This window comes from Streptomyces sp. NPDC047014 (genome assembly GCF_040644195.1).
Taxonomy (GTDB): domain Bacteria; phylum Actinomycetota; class Actinomycetes; order Streptomycetales; family Streptomycetaceae; genus Streptomyces.
Genome location: NZ_JBEYVX010000023.1, coordinates 37,249 through 56,617, shown reverse-complemented (window position 1 = coordinate 56,617; position 19,369 = coordinate 37,249). Strand labels below are relative to the sequence as shown.

The following is a 19,369-nucleotide window of genomic DNA, read 5'->3' as shown; positions in this document are numbered from 1 at the left end:
GCGATCCGAGCGATCCACGATCCACGATCCGAGCATTCGACGTTCCGAGAAGGAGACAGACCGTGACAACGGCGATGACCGAAACCAGGCACGGGGGTACTGGAGGGCATTCTGCCGTCGCGGCCCGGGCACGCAAGCTCGTCAAGGCGTACGGCTCCGGGGAGACCCGGGTCGTCGCCCTCGACGAGGTGGACGTGGACATCATGCGCGGCCAGTTCACCGCGATCATGGGCCCGTCCGGCTCCGGCAAGTCCACGCTGATGCACTGCCTGGCCGGCCTGGACACGGTGACCGGCGGCCAGATCCACCTGGACGACACCGAGATCACCGGCCTCAAGGACAAGAAGCTCACCCAGCTGCGCCGCGACCGGATCGGCTTCATCTTCCAGGCGTTCAACCTGCTGCCCACGCTCAACGCCCTGGAGAACATCACGCTCCCCATGGACATCGCGGGCCGCAAGCCCGACGCGGAGTGGCTGAACCGCGTCGTGGAGACCGTCGGCCTGGCCGGGCGGCTCAAGCACCGTCCGACCGAGCTCTCCGGCGGCCAGCAGCAACGCGTGGCCGTCGCCCGCGCCCTCGCCGCCCGGCCCGAGATCATCTTCGGTGACGAGCCCACCGGAAACCTGGACTCCCGGGCGGGCGCCGAGGTCCTGGGCTTCCTGCGGCGCTCGGTGGACGAGCTGGGCCAGACCATCGTGATGGTCACCCACGACCCCGTCGCCGCCTCCTACGCCGACCGCGTCATCTTCCTCGCCGACGGCCGGATCGTCGACGAGATGTACGCGCCCACCGCCGAGCAGGTCCTGGACCGGATGAAGGACTTCGACGCACGCGGGCGGACCTCATGAGCAACACCGTCCTCAAGACCTCGCGGCGGAACTTCGTCGCGCACAAGGGGCGCATGGCGCTGTCCGCCGTGGCGGTGCTGCTCTCCGTGGCCTTCGTCTGCGGCACGCTGGTGTTCACCGACACCATGAACACCACCTTCGACAAGCTGTTCGCCGTCACCAGCTCCGATGTGACCGTCAGCCCGAAGGAGGCCAGGAGCGGGGAGGAGACCCCGGACAGCGGCCGTCCCCCGTCCCTGGAGGGCGCCGCCGTCGAGCGGGTGCGCACGGCCGAGGGTGTGCGCGGCGCCGAGGGCGCCGTGATGTCGATGTCCGTGACGGTGGTCGACGCCAAGAACGAGAACATGGGCTCGACCACCGGCGCCCCGACCATCGCGGGCAACTGGAACGACAACGAGCTCAAGTCGATGAAGATCACCTCGGGTCACGCGCCGCGCGGCCCCACCGAGCTGATGGTCGACGCCGACACCGCGAAGAAGCACGGGCTGGCGCTCGGGGACGAGCTGCGCGTCATCGCCGTCACCGGTGACACCCGCGCCCGGATCTCCGGCATCGCCGCCTTCACCGTCACCAACCCGGGCGCGGCCGTCGTCTACTTCGACACCGCCACCGCCCAGCAGGCCCTGCTCGGCACCCCGGGTGCCTTCACCCACATCAACGTCACCGCGCGGGACGGGGTGAGCGACGAACAGCTGAAGCGGAACATCGCCACCGCCGTCGGCGCCGACACCTACCAGCTCCAGACGGCCAAGGAGGCCGCGGACGCCAACCGCAAGGACGTCGGCTCCTTCCTCGACGTCATGAAGTACGTGATGCTCGGCTTCGCCGGTATCGCCTTCCTCGTCGGCATCTTCCTGATCTTCAACACCTTCTCGATGCTGGTCGCCCAGCGCACCCGGGAGATCGGTCTGATGCGCGCCATCGGCGCGGACAGCGGGCAGGTCCTCAAGTCGGTGGTCGTCGAGGCCCTGCTGCTCGGCCTCGTCGGCTCGGTGCTGGGGGTCGGCGCGGGGATCGGGCTGGCCGTCGGCCTGATGAAGCTCATGGGCCAGATGGGCATGCACCTGTCCACCGACGATCTGACCGTCGCCTGGACCACCCCGGTCGCCGGTGTCGTCCTCGGCGTCATCGTCACCGTCGTCTCCGCCTTCGTCCCGGCCCGCCGGGCCGGCAAGGTCTCCCCGATGGCGGCGCTGCGCGAGTCCGGCACCCCGGCCGACAAGAAGGCCGGCCTGGTGCGGGCGGCCCTCGGCCTGGTGCTCACCGGCATCGGCGGCGCGGCCCTCTTCCTCGCCGGGAGCGCCGAGGAGGCCGGGCCCGGTTCGCTCTGGCTGGGCCTGGGCGTCGTCCTCACCCTGATCGGCTTCATCGTGATCGGCCCGCTGCTCGCGGCGGGCGTGGTGCGGGTGCTGTCCGGTGTGGTGCTGCGGCCCTTCGGCTCCGTGGGCCGGCTCGCGGAGCGCAACGCCCTGCGCAACCCGCGGCGCACCGGCGCCACCGCCGCCGCGCTGATGATCGGCCTGGCGCTGGTGGCCTGCCTGTCGGTGGTCGGCTCCTCGATGGTGGCCTCCGCCACCGACGAGCTGGACAAGTCGGTCGGCGCGGACTTCATCATCGCCTCCGAGACCAACCAGCCCGTGCTGCCGCAGGCGGAGAAGGCCCTGCGCGACACGGCGGGCCTGGACCACGTCACCGCGTACCGCCTGGTCGAGGCCAAGGTGACGGCGCCCGACGGCACCGCCGAGACGACGGAGCTCGGCGCGACCGACCCGACGTACGCCCAGGACATCCGCCGCAAGGCGACCGCCGGGGAGCACGCCGCGGCCTACGGCGCGGGCTCCATGTCGGTCGGCTCCCTCTACGCCGCGGAGCGCGGCATCAAGCTCGGTGACGCGATGACGGTGGCCTTCACCGGCGGGAAGACGGTCACCCTCAAGGTCGCGGCGATCACCAGCGACGAGGGCAACCTCGACAAGGGCATGAAGTACATCAGCACCGAGACCGCGCGGGCCAACGTGCCCGCCGAGAAGATGCCGCTGCCCTTCATGATGCTGGCCACCGCCAAGGACGGCGGGTCCTCCGACGCCGCCGCCTACCAGGCGGTCAAGAAGGCGCTGGGCGAGTACCCGCAGTACACGGTGCGCAACCAGACCGACTACAAGCAGGCCCTCAAGGACCAGGTCGGCCAGCTGCTGAACATGGTCTACGGGCTCCTCGGCCTGGCGATCGTCGTCGCGGTCCTCGGTGTGGTGAACACCCTGGCGCTGTCGGTGGTGGAGCGGACCCGCGAGATCGGACTGATGCGCGCCATCGGCCTCTCCCGCCGCCAGCTGCGCCGCATGATCCGCCTGGAGTCGGTGGTCATCGCCCTCTTCGGCGCCCTCCTCGGCCTCGGGCTGGGCATGGGCTGGGGGGCCACCGCGCAGCAGCTGCTGGCGCTGGAGGGCCTCAAGGTCCTGGAGATCCCGTGGCCGACGATCCTCGGGGTGTTCGCCGGCTCGGCCTTCGTCGGCCTGTTCGCCGCCCTGGTCCCGGCCTTCCGGGCGGGGCGGATGAACGTCCTGAACGCGATCGCGAGCGAGTAGCGGCGCCGCGGTCGTCACGGGGGGAGGCGCAGGCCCGGGGCTTCGGTCCCGGGCCTGCGCCTGTGTGCGTACGGGGGCGGGGCGCGGGCCCGTTCAGCCCGCGGCGGCGGTGTCCCGCCGCATGAGGACGATGCCGCCCGCCTCACCGGCCACCGTGTACCGCTCGCCGGGGTGGAGCTGGGAGGCATACACGGTCGGGTCCTCGCCCGCCCACTTGTTGCCGTTGTCGATGGTGATCCAGTCGGGGACCACACCCTTGCTGCCGCCGATCCACAGCACCCGGCAGCGGGAGGTCAGCCGGGTCAGCGGGGTGGTGTCGGCCTCCACGGTGGCCCCGTCGGGGATCCGGGCCAGGAGCCGTTCCACCGCGACGACCCGCTCGGGCTTGCGGTAGGTGTCCGCCTCGGTCAGCCGGGAGGTCGGCAGGGAGGTCGCGGCCAGGGCGAGGGAGGCGGCGAGTACGGCGGTGGGCATCTGGAGGGCGTACGAGCGCAGCCACGGGCGGCGGTCGCGGCGCAGGGTGTCCACGGCGTCGACGAGGGCGAGCGCCACCACCGGCATCAGGACGGCGCTGTAGTGCCAGTCGGTGGACCAGTAGTGGTCGTCGCCGGACAGGAAGCGCCAGCCGAGGGTGGGCGCGGCGACCAGCAGCAGCGGGGAGCGCAGCGCGAGCAGCCCCGAGGTGGGGATCAGCACCCAGGCCAGGGTGGTGAGCTTGGTGCCGGATCCGGCGAAGGGGCCACCGCCGTCGATCTTGTGCCAGTAGCCGTAGCCCTCGGTGGCGAAGGCCGGTATGAACACGGTGAACACCAGGACGGCGAAGACGCAGGCCGCGGCGGCGAGGCAGAGCGCGGCCCGGGCGGCGCGCCGGTCGGTGCCGCGGGCCCGCCAGGCCACCACCACGGCCAGCGCGGCCAGGGTGAAGCCCAGGTCCTCCTTGACCAGGACCAGCGGCAGCCCCCACAGCAGGGCGGCCCGCCAGCGCCGGGCGAGGACCGCCTCCAGGGCGAAGGCCAGCAGCGGCACGGCGAAGGCGATCTCGTGGAAGTCGAACTCCACCGCCCGCTGCACGCCCCACGCCAGCCCGTACGCCACGCCGACGGCGATCCCGCGGGCCCGGCCCAGGAACCGCCCGGCGGCCCGGGTCACGGGGACGGCGGACAGCGCGAACAGCGCGGACTGCACCACGAGCAGGGTCAGCGGCCCGGGGAAGACCCGGTAGACGGGGGCGATCAGCGCGATGACCGGGCTGAAATGGTCGCCGAGGATGTTGAAGCCCGGCCCCTTGAGGTCGGCGACGGGCTCGCGCAGGTGGGCGTAGGCGCGGATGGCCTGCTCGAAGATGCCGAGGTCCCAGGAGGCCCAGTCCATGCGCCGGAACCGGCCGACGGACAGGACGAGATAGACGGGGAGCAGGCCGGCGGCGACCAGCCAGGGCCCCGCCCAGCGGGGCGCGGCCGCTTTTGCCGGGGCCGGGGCCGCGGGTGCCGGGCGGGCTATGGCATCGCTCGTCACGGACTGGTGCTCCTCGGCCGGGTCGGCGTGAACTCCCGCGACGGGGCGCGGCGAGCTCAGGCGGTGGGTACGGGGACATCGTAAAGCGGGATCAAAGCGCCGGGGCGGTGCGGGCCGGGCGGCGGCCTCCCGTGTCCCGTGCGGCATCGCTCACCCGCGCGGGTGACCCGAATCCCTCGCGCGTCGGGGTGGGCGCCGTCGTAGGGTGGAACCCCCGGCCCGTACGACGTGTCGGGTCCTTCGCGTTGCCCGCCCCGCGCCCCCACGCCCGTACGCCCCGCACCCCCCACCCCCACCGCCCCTCACCCCTCGCCCCCTCGCTCCAGACCTCACCGGACGGAAAGCCTCCTCATGAGCCTGCACGGACTGCTCGACGCCGTCACCCGGGACGCCGCTCTCGCCGAGGCGGTCACCGCGGCCGGGGACGGCAACCGCATGCACGTGGACCTGGTCGGCCCGGCCGCCGCGCGGCCCTTCGCCATTGCCGCCCTGGCCCGGCGCACCGGGCGGACCGTGCTCGCGGTCACCGCCACCGGACGCGAGGCCGAGGACCTGGCCGCCGCGCTGCGCTCGCTGCTGCCGCCCGACGAGGTGGCCGACTACCCGTCCTGGGAGACGCTGCCGCACGAGCGGCTCAGCCCGCGCAGCGACACCATGGGCCGCCGGCTCGCCGTTCTGCGCCGCCTGGTGCACCCCAGCAAGGACGACCCGGCGGCCGGGCCGGTCAGCGTGCTCGTCGCCCCCATCCGCTCGGTGCTCCAGCCGCAGGTCAGCGGCCTGGCGGAGCTGGTCCCGGTGAGCCTGCGGAACGGTACGACCGCCGACCTCGGGCAGATCACCGAGGCGCTGGCGGCCGCCGCGTACGCCCGGGTCGAGCTGGTCGAGAAGCGCGGCGAGTTCGCCGTGCGCGGCGGCATCCTCGATGTGTTCCCGCCCACCGAGGAGCACCCGCTGCGCGTGGAGTTCTGGGGCGACGAGGTGGAGGAGATCCGCTACTTCAAGGTCGCCGACCAGCGCTCCCTGGAGATCGCCGAGCACGGCCTCTGGGCGCCGCCCTGCCGCGAGCTGCTGCTGACGGACTCCGTACGGGAGCGGGCCGCGGCCCTCGCCGAGGCCCATCCCGAGCTGGGCGAACTGCTCGGCAAGATCGCGGAGGGGATCGCCGTGGAGGGCATGGAATCCCTCGCGCCGGTCCTCGTCGACGACATGGAACTGCTGATCGACGTACTGCCCGCCGGATCCATGGCGGTGGTGTGCGACCCGGAGCGGGTCCGGACCCGGGCCACCGACCTGGTGGCCACCAGCCAGGAGTTCCTGATGGCCTCCTGGGCGGCCACCGCGGGCGGCGGCCAGGCCCCCATCGACGTGGGCGCGGCCTCCCTGCGCGGCATCGCGGACGTCCGCGACCGGGCCCGCGAGCTGGGCATGATGTGGTGGTCGGTGTCCCCGTTCGCCGCCGACGAGGACGCCGCCGGCGGCGACACCCTCAAGCTCGGCATGCACGCCCCCGAGGCGTACCGGGGCGACACCGCCCGCGCGCTCGCCGACACCAAGGGCTGGATCGCGGACGGATGGCACACCGTCTACCTCACCGAGGGCCACGGCCCGGCCGCCCGCACCGTGGAGGTCCTGGGCGGCGAGGGCATCGCCGCCCGGCTGGAGCCGGACCTCGGCGCGCTGGAACCGAGCCTGGTGCACGTCTCCTGCGGCTCCCTCGACACCGGTTTCGTGGACCCGGTGCTGCGCCTGGCCGTCCTCACCGAGACGGACCTGACCGGCCAGCGCACCGCCACCAAGGACCTGGGCCGGATGCCGACCCGGCGCCGCAAGTCCATCGACCCGCTGACGCTGGAGGCCGGGGACTACATCGTCCACGAGCAGCACGGCGTGGGCCGCTACGTGGAGATGGTGCAGCGGACCGTCCAGGGCGCCACCCGCGAATACCTGCTGGTGGAGTACGCGCCCGCCAAGCGCGGCCAGCCCGGCGACCGGCTGTACATCCCCACCGACCAGCTGGAGCAGGTCACCAAGTACGTGGGCGGCGAGGCCCCGACCCTGCACCGCCTCGGCGGCGCCGACTGGACCAAGACCAAGGCGCGCGCCAAGAAGGCCGTCAAGGAGATCGCCGGCGACCTCATCAAGCTGTACAGCGCGCGCATGGCGGCCCCCGGGCACACCTTCGGCCCCGACACCCCCTGGCAGCGGGAGCTGGAGGACGCCTTCCCGTACGCGGAGACCCCCGACCAGCTCACGACGATCGCCGAGGTCAAGGAGGACATGGAGAAGTCGGTCCCGATGGACCGGCTGATCTGCGGCGACGTCGGCTACGGCAAGACGGAGATCGCGGTCCGGGCGGCCTTCAAGGCGGTCCAGGACGGCAAGCAGGTGGCGGTACTCGTACCGACCACCCTGCTGGTGCAGCAGCACTTCGGGACCTTCTCCGAGCGCTACAGCCAGTTCCCGGTCAATGTGAAGGCCCTGTCCCGCTTCCAGAGCGAGACCGAGTCGAAGGCCACCCTGGACGGCCTCAAAGAGGGCTCGGTGGACGTGGTCATCGGCACCCACCGGCTGTTCTCCCAGGAGACCCGCTTCAAGGACCTGGGCCTGGTCATCGTCGACGAGGAGCAGCGCTTCGGCGTGGAGCACAAGGAGCAGCTGAAGAAGCTCCGCGCCAACGTCGACGTGCTGACCATGTCCGCGACCCCGATCCCGCGCACCCTGGAGATGGCGGTGACCGGCATCCGCGAGATGTCGACGATCACCACCCCGCCGGAGGAGCGCCACCCGGTGCTCACCTTCGTCGGCCCGTACGAGGAGAAGCAGATCGGCGCGGCCATCCGGCGTGAACTGCTGCGCGAGGGCCAGTGCTTCTACATCCACAACCGGGTGGAGTCCATCGACCGGGCGGCGGCCAAGCTGCGCGAGATCGTGCCCGAGGCGCGGATCGCGACGGCCCACGGCCAGATGTCGGAACAGGCCCTGGAACAGGTCGTCGTGGACTTCTGGGAGAAGAAGTTCGACGTGCTGGTCTCCACCACGATCGTGGAGTCCGGCATCGACATCTCCAACGCCAACACCCTGATCGTGGAACGCGGCGACAACTTCGGCCTGAGCCAGCTCCACCAGCTGCGCGGCCGCGTCGGGCGCGGCCGCGAGCGCGGCTACGCCTACTTCCTCTACCCGCCGGAGAAGCCGCTCACGGAGACCGCGCACGAGCGGCTGGCGACCATCGCCCAGCACACCGAGATGGGCGCGGGCATGTACGTGGCGATGAAGGACCTGGAGATCCGCGGCGCGGGCAACCTGCTCGGCGGCGAGCAGTCCGGCCATATCGCGGGCGTCGGCTTCGACCTGTACATCCGCATGGTCGGCGAGGCGGTGGCCGACTACCGGGCCGCCGTCGAGGGCGGGGTGGAGGAGGAGCCGCCGCTGGAGGTCAAGATCGAGCTGCCGGTGGACGCGCACGTCCCGCACGACTACGCGCCCGGCGAGCGGCTGCGCCTCCAGGCGTACCGGTCCATCGCCTCCGCCACCTCGGAGGCGGACATCAAGGCGGTCCGCGAGGAACTGACCGACCGCTACGGCAAGCTGCCCGAGCCGGTGGAGAACCTGCTGCTGGTGGCGGGCCTGCGGATGCTGGCGCGGGCCTGCGGGGTCGGGGACATCACCCTCCAGGGCAACAATGTCCGCTTCGGCCCGGTGGAGCTGCGCGAGTCCCAGGAACTGCGGCTCAAGCGGCTCTACCCGGGCACGGTCCTCAAGCCGGCGACCTCCCAGATCCTGGTCCCGCGCCCCAAGACGGGCAAGATCGGCGGCAAGCCGGTGGTCGGCCGCGAACTCCTGGGCTGGACCGGCGAATTCCTCACCACGATCCTCGGCTCCTGACCGCGTCCTGACCGGCTCCTGACCGGATCCTGATCCGATCCGCCGCGCACGGCCGCGGCCCGGTTCCCCCGGGCCGCGGCCGCGGGCGCCGCCGCGCCGTGCTGCGAGCGTGCAACGGTTGCGTCCATCCCCTCACTCATGGCCGGGAACGCTGTATACCCTCAGAGCCGAAACTCTTCCGCACGGCCCGTCAGGAGCAGCGATGCACGGCCCCGGCCTTCAGCCGCAGCAAGGCCCCCAGTCCACCGACGGCGGTGTGGTGGCACTGCGCGTGGTGTTCACGCTGCTGCCCATCCTGAGCTGCGGCTTCCTGTCCTGGGGCGCGATGCTGCGGCTGGCCCTGGTCACCCGGAAGAACCGGGACTGGGCGCTGATGGTGATCAGCGGTGTGCTCGCCGTGGTGTGGATGACGCTGATCCAGCTGGACCCCACCCCGGACGTCAACGGCTGGCAGGGCAACCTCGGCGCCGGTGGCTCGATCCTCACCGGTTTCGCGGTCTGCGTGTACTTCCTCGTCGCCGACATCAAGCACCACGAGGCCCGCCGCACCGCCGGAACCGCCACCTGGTACCCGGCGCAGCAGCCCGCCCCCTACACGCACCCGCAGCAGAGCAACCCCTCCTACGGCTACCCGCACGCCACCGCCCCCACCGTGGTCTCCGGGACGACCCCGGCCGCCCCGCAGGTGCCGCCGCAGCACACCCCGCCGCCGCGCATCGGGCAGGTCCGGGCCGAACTGGACGAGCTCAGCGAGCTGCTGCGCAAGCAGACCCCGCCGCCCGGCGGGCACCACCAGGACCCGAACCAGACGCCCTTCCGGGATCCGCAGCAGTGACCGACCGCCTCATCGGAGACCGCTACCAGCTGGCGAGCGTCCTCGGACAGGGCGGCATGGGCCAGGTGTGGACGGCGTACGACCGCCGCCTGGACCGCCGGGTCGCCGTAAAACTGCTGCGCCCCGACAAGGTCGCCGGCCCCGGCACGGTCGCCGAGGAGCTGCGCCGCCGCTTCGTGCGCGAGTGCCGGGTGACGGCGCAGGTGGACCACCCCGGGCTGGTCACCGTCCACGACGCGGGCAGTGACGGCGACGAACTCTTCCTCGTCATGGGCTATGTCGAGGGTTCGGACCTCGCCGACCACCTCGCCGCGCACGGCCCCTACCCCTGGCAGTGGGCGGTCGCCGTCGTCGCGCAGCTGTGCTCGGTGCTGTCCGCCGTGCACGCGGTGCCGATCGTCCACCGCGACCTCAAGCCGCGCAATGTGATGGTCCGCCCGGACGGCACCGTGCTCGTCCTGGACCTCGGCGTGGCCTCCGTGATGGACACCGACACCACCCGCCTCACCAGCACCGGCACCCCCATCGGCAGCCCGGCGTACATGGCGCCCGAGCAGGCGATGAGCGGCGCGGTGGGCCCGTACACCGACCTGTACGCGCTGGGCGTGCTCCTCTACGAACTCCTCAGCGGGAACGTGCCCTTCGCCGGCTCCACCGCCCTCGGCGTGCTCCACCGCCACCTGTACGAGGCCCCGCTGCCGGTCCGCCCGCAGCGCCCGGAGGTCCCGCAGGAGCTGGAGGCGCTGCTGATGCGCCTGCTCGCCAAGGACCCGCAGGACCGGCCCTCCTCCGCGCAGGAGGTCTACGAGGCCCTGGCCCCGCTGCTCCCGGCCCGCGACGGGCGCGGCGCCTCCGGCCCGCTCGACCCGACCCGGCCCTTCGTCCGCCCGCAGGCGCCCTGGCCGGACCGGGCCACCGCGATCCCGCCCCGGCCGACGGCCCCGCCGCCGCCGACGCACACCCCCAGCCCGGTGCCCGCGCCCGCGAAGCCGGACATCCCGGGCGCCGTGGACCAGGCCCGCACCCTGCTGGACCAGGGGCTGCTCACCCAGGCCGTGGACATCCTCGGCGGCATCCTGCCCGCGGCCGCCGCCGAGCACGGGGAGCACTCGCCGGTGGTCCGCTCCCTGCGCAAGCAGTACGCCGCCACGCTGATGGACGACGGCCAGTACCGCCGCGCCCTGCCCGAACTGCACCGCCTCGCGGAGGAGTTCCCGCCGGGCGACGCGCAGGCGCTGCGCTTCCGCTACGACGCCGCGCAGTGCCTGGAGCAGCTGGGCGAGCCCGCCGCCGCGCTCGCCGAATACCGTTCGCTGCTGCCGTACTTCGAGAACCGCTACGCCAATCCGGACCAGGCCCTGCCGCTGGAGATCCGCCGCCGGATCGCGCATCTGCTGCTCTCCCTCGGCGACCGCCCGGCGGCCCACGACCACCTGGCCCGGCTGCTGTTCGACGCCGAGCGGCTGCACGGCCCGGCGCACCCCTTCCCGGCGGAGATACGCCGCACGCTGCAATGGCTGGGCCAGGTGCGCTGAGGGGGCCCTAGGCCGTCTCTTCCTAAGCCAGGACCCCGGCCTTCTCCGCCTCCGCCGGCGGTCGCGCCGACGGTCCGTCCGCCCGGCGGCGCCTCCGGCCGCGCCCCGACAGCCGTACCGCGAGGGGCAGCAGGAGCAGGGCCGCGCCCGCGACCGCCAGGCCCGGCACCAGCCCCGGCGGCCGGTAGGAGCAGGCGATCTCCGTACGGCCGGGGCGCAGGGGCACCGCGACCAGCCCCAGGTGGGCGGCGGCCGGACGGCCCTCGCAGCTCCACCCGGCGGTGGCGGGCACCGCGAGCACGGCCGTGCCCCGCGCGTCCGGCGGGAGGGTGGCCCGTACCCCGGAGGCGCCCACCCGCACCGAGGTGGCCCCGCCGGCCCGCAGGGCGGCGACGGCCGCGTCCAGCCGGGAGCGGTCCAGGCAGGACAGGGCCCACCGGGGCGGCGGGGCCGCGTCGAAGAGCAGCGCCGAGGAGGGCCCCCGGGAGAGGCCCATCGGCTGGAGGGCGGCCCGGTTGCGCGGGGCGTTGCCGCCCAGCCGGAAGGCCGGGCCGTCCGCGAGCCGGGCCGTGGCGTTGTACTCCGGGGCCCACAGGAACGCCTCGGTGCCCGCGCGGCAGACCCCGGGCGCAGCCGGATCCTCGTACACCCGGGAGCCCAGCAGCAGTTCCTGGTTGGCGAAGGGCGAGTCCCCGTAGGCGGGGGGCGGTCCGGGCGGGCGGACCGTCACCAGCGGCGGGACCACCGCCCGGCGGACCGTGCCGTCGGGCGTGAGGCGGGCGCCGACGGCGAACACGGCGTCGGTGACCGGATTGTCCAGGCTCTGCACGCTGCGGCCGCGCGAGGTCCAGCCGGCGCCGAGCGCGGCCATGGTCCGCGTGAGCACCTCGGGGGTGTGGCTGCTGTAGTAGGAGCCGCCCTCACCACCCAGCAGCAGCGGGTCGTTCCCGGACAGCGCGGGCCGCCCCGGGTCCGTGCGGTACGCCGGCCAGCCCTCGGCCGCCGCCAGGGCCGTGGCCCGCGCGGTGTGGGCGGGCCCCCAGGACGGGTAGTCGTCGAGCCCGCCCAGCTTGCCCTTGTGCCCGAAGGCGGTGGTGGCCGCCGCCTGCGCCAGCAGCACCACCAGCAGCAGCCCGGCCGCCGGGAGCACCGGCCCCCGCCGGCGCAGCGCCCACCAGGCCGCCGCGGACAGGGCCAGCCCGGCGGCGAAGAGCGCGTACGCCCAGCCCGTCACCAGCGTGCTGCCGTACGCCCCGAGCGCGGCGGCGGCCAGCAGCCCGGCCCCGGCGGCCAGCGCCCGGGGCCGCGGCGGGCCCGCGGCCAGCGCGCTCCAGGCGGCGACGACGAGGATCCCGGCGAGGACGAAGGTCTGCCGGTACGGGCTCCCGTTCGGGGTGGCGAAGAGGTGCCAGGCCAGATGCGTCGGCGCCCACTGGAGGGAGAGCGCCACGGCCGCCGCGAGCCCTGTCCAGCAGAGCCGGGCGCGGGCCGGCACCGCCCGGTGGAAGGGGAGCGCGGCCACGAGCAGGAGGGTGCCGGTGCCCACGAAGAGGGCGGGGGAGGAGAAGGAGTACGTCCCCGGCAGCAGCCGGGCGAAGAGGTCGGCCCACGGCACGGGCCGGAACTCCTTGGACCAGCCCGGGTAGGCCCGCCCCGTGCTCAGGAACAGCGGCAGCAGCACGGGCGCGGCCAGCGCGATCCCGAGCGCGGTGGGCACGGCGGCCCGGCCGACGGCGGCCAGCCGCTGGCGCGCGCCCTCCCGGGTGAGCACCACCCGTACCAGCAGCACCAGGGCGGCGCCGAGGGTGGCCATGTAGGCGGTGTAGAAGTTCGCGGTCCAGCACAGGGCCGTCACCAGCGCCGCCGGGACGGGGCGGCGGGAGCGCAGGGCCCATTCGCCGGTCAGGCACAGCAGCGGGAAGGCGATCAGCCCGTCCAGCCACATCGGGTTGTAGGCGGCCTCGATCACCGACCAGCCGCACAGCCCGTACGAGGCCCCGAGCAGCCCGGCCGCCCACCACGGGCCGCGGTGGTGCGTCCGCAGCAGCCAGGCCATCGCGGCGGCGGCGAGCGCCGTCTTGAGCACGGTGACCGCGTAGACGGCGAGGTCGATGTCGGCGCGCGGGAAGAGGGCGACGAGCGCGGACAGCGGGCTGCCGAGGTAGGTGCCGAGGTCGGGCAGGAAGCCGGTGCCGTAGCCGGACTGCCAGTTGAGGAGGAGCCCGCCGCGCGCCCGGCCGTGCAGCAGGTCCCACAGGTGCGCGTGGAAGGGGACGAACTGATTGCCGAGGTCGTTGACGCTGCGGTGGCGCGGTCCGTACGGGAACACGCGGGCGGCGGCGTCCCCGGCGCCCACGGCCACCGCCGTGAGCAGGGCGGCGAGCGCCGAGCCGAGCAGACTGCGGCGGCGCGGCGAGCGGTGCGGTGTCGACATGGTGGGCCGACCCTGGCAGCACCGGCGGAAGCGGGGGTGGCCGCGGGGTGGCGCCGACACGAACAGACACGTGCCCCGGGGCCCCGCGAATCGTTGGTCGAAGCGGTGGCCCGGGCCACCCTTACTGCATACCATCGATCACCGCACGGCCCTTGTGCATTCACGCACAATCTCCCGGCCCTGGAGGCTCCTTTGCACCGTCGCACTGCGCTCTCCGTCTCCGCCGCCCTGCTGCTGGCGGCCCCCCTGCTGGCCGCCTGCTCGGGCGAGGTCCGCCCCGGCACCGCGGCCGTCGTCGGCGGGGAACGGATCACCACCTCCGCGGTCCAGGCCCAGGTGAACGACGTCCGCGCCGCCCAGAACCGCTCCGGGCAGGCCGCGACCCTCATCGCCAACACCCCGCAGCTGGAGCGCACCAAGCTCGGCCGGATGATCCAGCTGCGGGTGCTGGAGCAGGCCGCGGACGACGCGGGCCTGTCGGTCACCACCAAGGAGATCGAGGACGCCCGCGCGGACCGCGTCACCCGCACCGGCGGGGAGCTGGAGAAGCTGGCCCTGCTCAACCGGGACCCGCTGGCCCCCGGGCAGATCGACGAGGACCTGCGCTTCTCGCTGCTGCTCGGCAAGCTGAACGAGCGCTACGGGGAGGACAAGGTCTACGGCCCGCTCTCCAAGGCGGCGAAGACCCTGCACATCGAGGTCAACCCGCGCTACGGGGCCTGGGACGGCGAGCGCATCGGCCTCGGCGCCATGGACACCCCGTGGATCACCCAGCGGACCCGGCCCGAGCAGGCACCCGTCGGGGCCTGACCCTCCCGGGCGGGGGTAGGTTCGGAGGGTGACCGAGTACCCGCCGCCCACCGCCGCCGCCCCCGCCGCCGAGTCCACCGCCGCCGCCGGGTCCACCGGCCGGATCGTCCTGCTGACCACCAGCCACCGGGTGGCCCCCGGCGTGCTGTCCTGGCCGGCCTGGCAGACCCTGCGCGCGGCGGACCGCGTCCTGTGCGCCGACCCCGGCCACCCGCAGCTCCCGTACCTGCGGGAGGCCGGGATCGAGGTCGAGCGGGCGGCGCCGGACGCGCCCGCGCTGGTCGACGCCTGCGCGGGCGGCCGTACCGTCGTGGTGCTGCCCGGCGGGGAGGGCGACCAGCGGCTGACCGACGGGCTGGCCCGGCTGGCCGGCTCCGGCCGGGTCGCGATGCCCGCCCTGGAACTGCTCCCCGGCTCCTACGACCTGCCGGGCGCGCGGCTGCTCGACCTGGTCCAGGTGATGGACCGGGTCCGGCGCGAGTGCCCGTGGACCTCCCGGCAGACCCACCGGGGCCTGGCCAAGTACGCCATCGAGGAGGCGTACGAGCTGGTCGAGGCCATCGAGGCGGGGGACCGGGAGGAGCTGCGCGAGGAGCTGGGCGACGTCCTGCTCCAGGTGGTCTTCCACGCGCGGATCGCGGAGGAGGGCGGCGACGGGAGCGAGGCGGAGGCGGAGGAGGACGAGGACGCGGCCGACGGGCGGGAGACGGTCGGGGCCTTTTCCATCGACGACGTGGCCGGGGCCCTCGTCACCAAGCTGATCCACCGCCACCCGCACGTCTTCGGCGACGCCGTGGCCGAGACCCCCGAGGAGGTCCACGCCCACTGGCAGCGCACCAAGGCGGTGGAGAAGCGGCGCGAGTCCGTCACCGACGGGGTCCCGGTGGGCCAGCCCGGCCTGGCCCTCGCGGCCAAGCTCGCGGGCCGGGCCCGCGCGGGCGGGGTGGCCGTCGAACTGCCCCGGGGCGAGGGCATCGGCTACGAGCTGCTGGAACTGGCCGCGCGCGCCGAGGCCGAGGGCGTCGACCCGGAGACGGCCCTGCGCGCGGCGGCCCGCGCCTACCGGGACGCGATCCGCGCGGCGGAGGGCCTGGCCGGCTGATCCCCGGCCGTCGGGAGCGGGCGCGGAGGCGGGAGCAGGAGCGGGCCCGGAGGCGGGCGCGGGGCTACTCCCGCGGGGCGCGCGCCTCCGGGTCGTGCCAGTGCGGGGCGGGCCGGTGCAGGAACCATTCGCGGAAGCCCAGCGGGCGCCCGCCGCGGCCGCTGCCCGTGCCCGGGAGCGGGACGCGGTCGTGGAAGAGGCGGTCGGGGCGCACCCCCAGCCCGGCGAGGACCTCCGCGGTCTCGTCCATGAACTGCGGCGGCCCGCTGAGGTAGACGTCCTGGTCGGCCCAGCGGCCGCGGTGCGAGAGCGCGGTGGCGAGCCGGTCGGTGGCCTGGTTGCGGTGCTGCCCGGGGGCGGGCGTGAGATAGGTGACGGCCAGCCAGCGGCAGGAGGCCGCGTACGTGTCGATGAGCGGGCGGTCGTAGAGGTACGCGCCGTCCCGGGCCACCACGAAGAGCCGTACGTCCTGATCGGGAGGATGCTCCGCCAGCTCCTCCAGCAGGGCCCGGACCGGAGCCCAGCCGGTGCCGGCGGCGATCAGGCTCGCCGGGCGGTCCTCGCGCCGGAAGGCCAGCCGCCCGGCGGCCGCGCCCAACCGCAGCACCTCGCCCGGCAGGGTCTCGCGCACCAGCGCGGTGGAGAGCCGGCCCCCCTCGATCCGGCTGACGTGCAGGTCGACCGTGCCGTCCGGGCGGGGCGCGTTGCCCAGGGAGTACGTACGCCAGACGCGCGGGACGCGCTCGCTGCACACGCTCGTGTACTGCCCGGGTACATAGGGGAAGGGCAGGTGAGGGCGCAGGGTCAGGACGGCGATGTCCTCGCCGTAGCGGAGGGTGCGCACGACCTCGGCCTCCCACCACGGCGGGTCCTGGCTCGCCAGGGCGCCGGCGAGCATCGCGTCGGCGACCACCTGGTACGCCTCGGCCCACGCCTTCTCCACGCGCGGGGTCCAGGCGGCGCCGGAGGTCTCGGCGAGCGCGGCGAGCAGGCTGGAGCCGACGACGGCGTAGTGCTCGGGGCCCACGCGGTACTTGCGGTGGTCGCGGCCGAGGTCGCGCAGATAGGGGCGCAGTCTCTCGTCGTCGAGGTGGGCGACCACATGGGTGAGGGCGGCGAAGAGCCGGTCGCGCTGGCACTCCATGTCCTCGGCGGCGGGCGGGAAGAGGTCGCGGAGGGCGGGGTTGTGCCAGAAGAGGTGGGAGTAGAAGAACTTGACCGCGTGCTCGGCCCGTCTCTCCACCACCGCGAAACTGCTCTTCAAGATCCTCACATCCACAGAAGCGACAGTAGGAACGCCCGGGAACGCCAGGTCAAGAGAAGGACGATCCATGGACAGCCGCGACCAATGGGGCATAGGGGATGGCTGCCCGGTGGTGCGGCTACTGTCGGGGGCATGCACGATCAGCCGCCCGCTCCCCCCGCCGAGGCGGGACCCGAACTCTTCACCTGGGAGTTCGCGACCGACCCGTACCCGGCCTACGCCTGGCTGCGCGAGCACTCCCCGGTGCACCGCACCAAGCTCCCCAGCGGGGTCGACGCCTGGCTGGTCACCCGGTACGCCGACGCCCGCCAGGCCCTCGCCGACCAGCGGCTGAGCAAGAACCCGGCGCACCACGCCGAGCCCGCGCACGCCAAGGGCAAGACCGGGATCCCGGGGGAGCGCAAGGCGGAGCTGATGACGCATCTGCTCAACATCGACCCGCCGGACCACACCCGGCTGCGACGGCTGGTGTCGAAGGCGTTCACCCCGCGGCGCGTGGCGGAGTTCACCCCTCGGGTGCAGGCGCTCACCGACCATCTGATCGACGGGTTCGCGGAGAAGGGGGAGGCGGACCTCATCCACGAGTTCGCCTTCCCGCTGCCCATCTACGCCATCTGCGAGATGCTGGGCGTACCGCGCGAGGACCAGGACGACTTCCGCGACTGGGCCGGGATGATGATCCGGCACGGCGGCGGTCCGCGGGGCGGAGTGGCCCGCTCGGTGAAGCAGATGCGGACCTATCTCGGGGAACTCATCCACCGCAAACGGGACGATCTGGGCGATGACCTCATTTCCGATCTGATCCGGGCGAGTGACCACGGGGACCACCTGACGGAGGGTGAGGCCACCGCCATGGCGTTCATCCTGCTGTTCGCCGGCTTCGAGACCACCGTGAACCTCATCGGCAACGGTCTGCACTCCCTCTTCATGAACCCCGGCGAGCGCACCCGCCTCCAGGACTCCCTGGCCGCGGGGGAGAGCGGACTGCTGGCCACCGCCGTGGAGGAGCTGCTGCGCTACGACGGGCCCGTGGAGCTGGCCACCTGGCGGTTCGCCACCGAGCCGCTGACCCTCGGCGGGCAGCCGGTCGCGACCGGGGACCCGGTGCTCGTCGTCCTCGCCGCCGCCGACCGCGATCCGGCCCGCTTCGCCGAGCCCGACACCCTCGACCTCTCCCGTACCGACAACCAGCATCTCGGTTACGGACACGGCATCCACTACTGCCTCGGCGCACCCCTCGCACGGCTCGAAGGGCAGACCGCGCTGCGCACGCTGCTGACCCGGCTGCCCGATCTGGAGCTGGCCGTTCCGTCCCAAGACCTGCGCTGGCGCGGGGGGTTGATCATGCGTGGCCTGCGCACCCTTCCCGTGCGGTTCACCCCTTCAAACCTCTGATTGCGGGTCAGTTTCCGGCGGAACTTGTGACAATCGTTCAAAGGCCGCTAGGTTCTGCCGTTACCCCGCTGTTATGCGAAAGGTGCACCACATGCGTTCCGGGAACGGCCGCCACAGACGCCCCCGCCAGGTCCCCGCGCTGGTAGTCACAGCCGGAGTCACTGGCTCCGCGCTGGCCCTGCCGCTGCTAGCCGCCACCAGCGCCACCGCTGCCGACACGGCCACATGGGACCGGGTCGCCGAATGCGAGAGCGGCGGCGCGTGGAGCGCCAACTACGGCAGCGGCGCCTACGGCGGACTGCAGTTCTCCCAGGAGCAGTGGCAGAACGCCGGCGGACTGGAGTTCGCCGAGCGCCCCGACCTGGCGAGCAGGTCCCAGCAGATCGCCGTCGCCGAGCGCGTCCTGGCCGCGCAGGGGCCGCAGGCGTGGCCCATGTGCGCCGCCTCGGCCGGCCTCACCCAGCAGGGTCCCGCCGCCGAGGTGGACCCGGGACTGCCCGGCGGCTCCGGCGCGGTGGCCCCGACGCCTTCCCGCCCCGACCAGTCCGTGCCCACCACCGGGGGCGGCGAGCGGTCCACCGACTTCGGGACGCCGACCCCGAGCCCGTCCGGCACCCCCTTCCTCATCCCCGACGCCCCGTCCGTCGGACTGCCCGTCATGCCGGTCCCGGACGCGCCCACGACGCCGCCGGTGGACCCGACGGCCCCCGTCGCCCCGGTCGACCCGAGCACCCCGCCGGTCACGCCCACCGACCCGGCCACCCCGACCCTTCCGGTGGACCCGACGGCGCCCACGACGCCCACCACCCCGCCCGGCACGCCGAGCCCGTCCCCGGCCGACCCGAGCGCCCCGGCCCTCCCCGTGGACCCGAGCGCCCCGGCCACCCCGGACGCCACCGTCGGCGAGGGCAGCGGCAAGCACCGCGGCGCGCCCGCCGTCGAGGAGGGCACCCCCGTCACCCCCGCCGTCAGCCCCTCTGATGCCGCGTCGGATCCCACGTACACCGTGAAGGCGGGCGACAGCCTGGCCACCATCGCTTCTGCCAAGGGAGTGAAGGGCGGCTGGAGCGGTCTCTACGAGGCCAACGAGCAGGTCATCGGCGGGGACGCCGACCTGATCAAGCCCGGACAGAATCTGGATCTAACCACGTAACAAGG

At 73.7% G+C, this 19,369-nt stretch carries 12 protein-coding genes; 9 read left to right on the top strand and 3 right to left on the bottom strand.

The features are described from left to right. Positions 1-62: 62 nt before the first annotated feature. Positions 63-851, top strand: coding sequence for an ABC transporter ATP-binding protein (locus tag ABZ873_RS16135; RefSeq protein WP_360871353.1), 789 nt, complete (start codon positions 63-65; stop codon positions 849-851). Next, a complete protein-coding gene (locus ABZ873_RS16130; protein WP_360871350.1) occupies positions 848-3,436 on the top strand; it encodes an ABC transporter permease in 2,589 nt (862 codons plus the stop codon). Before ABZ873_RS16135 ends, ABZ873_RS16130 begins: the two co-directional genes overlap by 4 nt. A 93-nt stretch (positions 3,437-3,529) precedes the next feature. Here the strand turns inward: ABZ873_RS16130 and ABZ873_RS16125 are convergent, their stop codons facing one another. Next, a complete protein-coding gene (locus ABZ873_RS16125; protein WP_360871419.1) occupies positions 3,530-4,867 on the bottom strand; it encodes a DUF2079 domain-containing protein in 1,338 nt (445 codons plus the stop codon). Positions 4,868-5,302: 435 nt separating this feature from the next. On the opposite strand from ABZ873_RS16125, the gene mfd reads away from it, so the two are divergent. The 3 genes from mfd to ABZ873_RS16110 all read left to right on the top strand — a co-directional run bounded on the left by mfd (position 5,303) and on the right by ABZ873_RS16110 (position 11,206). After that, positions 5,303-8,836 carry a transcription-repair coupling factor gene (gene mfd, locus ABZ873_RS16120; protein ID WP_360871347.1) on the top strand — a complete coding sequence of 1,178 codons (3,534 nt, stop codon included), beginning with the start codon at positions 5,303-5,305 and terminating at the stop codon, positions 8,834-8,836. A 202-nt stretch (positions 8,837-9,038) separates the two neighbouring features. Next, positions 9,039-9,671, top strand: coding sequence for a hypothetical protein (locus ABZ873_RS16115; protein ID WP_360871345.1), 633 nt, complete (start codon positions 9,039-9,041; stop codon positions 9,669-9,671). After that, positions 9,668-11,206 (top strand): serine/threonine-protein kinase, encoded by a 1,539-nt coding sequence (locus ABZ873_RS16110; protein WP_360871342.1) that lies wholly within the window; start codon positions 9,668-9,670, stop codon positions 11,204-11,206. Before ABZ873_RS16115 ends, ABZ873_RS16110 begins: the two co-directional genes overlap by 4 nt. Before the next feature lie 22 nt (positions 11,207-11,228). Here ABZ873_RS16110 and ABZ873_RS16105 read toward each other — a convergent pair whose 3' ends face one another. Next, complete coding sequence (locus ABZ873_RS16105) at positions 11,229-13,640, bottom strand: YfhO family protein (protein WP_360871339.1); 2,412 nt, start codon at positions 13,638-13,640, stop codon at positions 11,229-11,231. A 192-nt stretch (positions 13,641-13,832) separates the two neighbouring features. Between ABZ873_RS16105 and ABZ873_RS16100 the strand changes: the two genes are divergently transcribed. Together ABZ873_RS16100 and ABZ873_RS16095 are read left to right on the top strand one after the other, a co-directional pair. Beyond that, positions 13,833-14,450: a SurA N-terminal domain-containing protein gene (locus tag ABZ873_RS16100; RefSeq protein ID WP_360871336.1), complete on the top strand. Its 618-nt coding sequence runs from the start codon at positions 13,833-13,835 to the stop codon at positions 14,448-14,450. A gap of 28 nt (positions 14,451-14,478) precedes the next feature. Next, complete coding sequence (locus tag ABZ873_RS16095) at positions 14,479-15,552, top strand: nucleoside triphosphate pyrophosphohydrolase (protein ID WP_360871333.1); 1,074 nt, start codon at positions 14,479-14,481, stop codon at positions 15,550-15,552. A gap of 64 nt (positions 15,553-15,616) precedes the next feature. Here the strand turns inward: ABZ873_RS16095 and ABZ873_RS16090 are convergent, their stop codons facing one another. Then, a complete protein-coding gene (locus tag ABZ873_RS16090) occupies positions 15,617-16,825 on the bottom strand; it encodes a globin domain-containing protein (protein ID WP_360871417.1) in 1,209 nt (402 codons plus the stop codon). Positions 16,826-16,948: 123 nt separating this feature from the next. Between ABZ873_RS16090 and ABZ873_RS16085 the strand changes: the two genes are divergently transcribed. Continuing rightward, on the top strand, positions 16,949-18,211 hold the full coding sequence (locus ABZ873_RS16085; RefSeq protein WP_360871330.1) for a cytochrome P450: 1,263 nt from the start codon (positions 16,949-16,951) through the stop codon (positions 18,209-18,211). Positions 18,212-18,302: 91 nt separating this feature from the next. Next, on the top strand, positions 18,303-19,364 hold the full coding sequence (locus ABZ873_RS16080) for a transglycosylase family protein (RefSeq protein ID WP_360871326.1): 1,062 nt from the start codon (positions 18,303-18,305) through the stop codon (positions 19,362-19,364). The last annotated feature ends 5 nt before the right edge of the window (positions 19,365-19,369 follow it).

Coding starts and splice junctions, on each gene's coding strand:
- ABZ873_RS16130 (WP_360871350.1), top strand. CDS start 848: ATGAGCAACACCGTCCTCAAGACCTCGCGGCGGAACTTCGTCGCGCAC.
- mfd (WP_360871347.1), top strand. CDS start 5,303: ATGAGCCTGCACGGACTGCTCGACGCCGTCACCCGGGACGCCGCTCTC.
- ABZ873_RS16115 (WP_360871345.1), top strand. CDS start 9,039: ATGCACGGCCCCGGCCTTCAGCCGCAGCAAGGCCCCCAGTCCACCGAC.
- ABZ873_RS16105 (WP_360871339.1), bottom strand. CDS start 13,640: ATGTCGACACCGCACCGCTCGCCGCGCCGCCGCAGTCTGCTCGGCTCG.
- ABZ873_RS16085 (WP_360871330.1), top strand. CDS start 16,949: ATGCACGATCAGCCGCCCGCTCCCCCCGCCGAGGCGGGACCCGAACTC.
- ABZ873_RS16080 (WP_360871326.1), top strand. CDS start 18,303: ATGCGTTCCGGGAACGGCCGCCACAGACGCCCCCGCCAGGTCCCCGCG.